Origin of the sequence: Bradyrhizobium shewense, from assembly GCF_900094605.1 — a bacterium.
GTDB classification, from domain to species: domain Bacteria; phylum Pseudomonadota; class Alphaproteobacteria; order Rhizobiales; family Xanthobacteraceae; genus Bradyrhizobium; species Bradyrhizobium shewense.
The window spans coordinates 1-2,000 of sequence record NZ_FMAI01000091.1; the positions used below are offsets into that span (position 1 = coordinate 1).

2 protein-coding genes are annotated in these 2,000 nt (G+C 57.5%); both read right to left on the bottom strand.

From position 1 onward, the window contains the following. Positions 1–758: 758 nt before the first annotated feature. Positions 759–1,070, bottom strand: a complete 312-nt coding sequence (locus GA0061098_RS47735; protein WP_091968245.1) for a pyridoxal-phosphate dependent enzyme — start codon at positions 1,068–1,070, stop codon at positions 759–761. Continuing rightward, positions 1,019–1,435: a pyridoxal-phosphate dependent enzyme gene (locus GA0061098_RS47740; RefSeq protein WP_091968250.1), complete on the bottom strand. Its 417-nt coding sequence runs from the start codon at positions 1,433–1,435 to the stop codon at positions 1,019–1,021. The genes GA0061098_RS47735 and GA0061098_RS47740 overlap by 52 nt, the downstream gene beginning before the upstream one ends. Positions 1,436–2,000: the final 565 nt, after the last annotated feature.

Genomic DNA, 2,000 nt, shown 5'->3' on the forward strand with positions numbered 1-2,000 from the left:
GTCGCCACCGCGCACGCACCGTCTCCGAATCTCATCGGAGCCAATGAATCATGGTCGACGGTCGGCGGCGAGCGCCTTTTTCAACAGCCTGCTAGAGCAGTTCTGTCGCGGGTCGCTACGGCAGCCGAAAGATACGACGAGTACGTATCGTTCATGCTGTAATAGCCGCTGAGGTAATTTTTGGTGGGCAGATCACAGGAGATAACGGCACCGATGTCCTCACCAAGCAAAGCAAAGAGCTTGCTCCGACGCGCGCTCGCCAAATTCGTCAGACTTTCCATCGAATCCATTTCAGAGTTTCTCCGTAAGGAATATTCAGGCCCCGTCCAGCGCGGATGAGACACAAAGCAGGTTCTCGTTTCAGTTGGGCAACAGACGCCTCACGCCTTAGGTGAATAACCGTAGGCTTCTGCCAAATAGCTCAGAGCGGAAGACAAGGTGCCCTCCAGCCGATGGGCGCGCCCCTCCGAAACGGTGGTTAAGTCGAGATCCTTCATACCGCTCGCTGTAAGCACGCAAACGACGGTGTCTCGGACTTGATATCACCGCGCCGGTTCATTTCGCGGACAGCCGCGAGCGCTGTGATTGAAGAAAGCTCACCGAGAATACCCTCTGTGCGTGCGAGCTCGTTTTGTAGATCTAGCAAGCCGCTATCACCTACCCTCACGGCTCGAGCACCGGAAGCTCAAAGAGCTTGCAGAGCCTGAAACGAACTCTGCAGGCACCAGATGGAAATGGCGCGGGTATCGTGATCTCGCTCAACCGGTATCGTGATCTCGCTCAACCGAGGCGACCCGATCACCCGCTTGAACAAGTGACCGCGCAAGCGAGCCATAGATTTCCGCCGCAACCAATTTGGGCGTTTTGGCAGCAAGGCCAAGGTCAACGAGATCTTTGAAGCCTCGGAAAACGCCGGCGAGCACATCTCCATAGGCGGTCGGGACGACAATCCATTCCGGTACTTTGCCTCCGAGCTGTTCGAAGATTTCGTAGGCGATCGTTTTATACCCCTCGATACTTACGGGATGGCTGCCGATGACGGGGCCACAAAAGGAGAAGTGGCATACCAGCCAAGCCGGCGGACCCCCTCTTCAAGCACGGGCCAGCACTGGCTTCCTTCTGGCAGCGGCACAACCATCGCGCCGTAGCGCTTTATCTGCTCGGTCATGAGGCCGCTGGCCGCTTGGGAGGTTAGCACAACACACGGAAGGCCCGCTTTTGCCGCATAAGCCGCAAGCGACGCGCCGGCATTTCCCGTTGAGGCGGTTGCGATGGTTCTCGCTCCGATCTTGCGAGCGTGGGATACCGCAACGCATGAAAACCGATCCTTATGCGACCAGGTGGGATTGCGGCTTTCCTCTTTGAAGAACAGCTGAGGGCACTTAACGGAATCGCCAACGCGCTCCGCCGCGCACCAGTGGAGTAATCCCCTCACCTAGACTTACGATCTCGGCGGCGGATACTGGTAAGAAGCTCTCGAAACGACCCCAATGCTTACCGGCACTCACCGGCCACCCACGCGCACTTAGGTTCTCTTCGGAATAAACAACTTGCAAGTTTGATGGCGCGACCGGGCGACACGCTGAGCAGCCTCTCGAATCTATTACAATATCTGCTGGGCGTCGCACAACGTATACAGGCAAGAGCCGCGATCTTCTCGAACGCCGAGGCCGTCATTGTTTCCTCCATGAGCCGAGCAGCAGCTTGAGAGCACTCAAGCCCCCGTTTCCGGCTCCGACTAACAAGTCAATAATAATCCTGGTGCGAGGTCAGCGTTGTGGTCCCGACGACGTCAGCAAGCCCACCCGCGGCATGACCGCTGTATGATTGTGAAGCGGTATCGCCCGCTCCTGGTTCTCGAGAAACCTCGCCGTCGAACATCGGGCAAGACATCCAGAATCTCGCCTAGCAGGCTGTTGAAAAAGGCGCTCGCCGCCGACCGTCGACCATGATTCATTGGCTCCGATGAGATTCGGAGACGGTGCGTGCGCGGTGGCGAC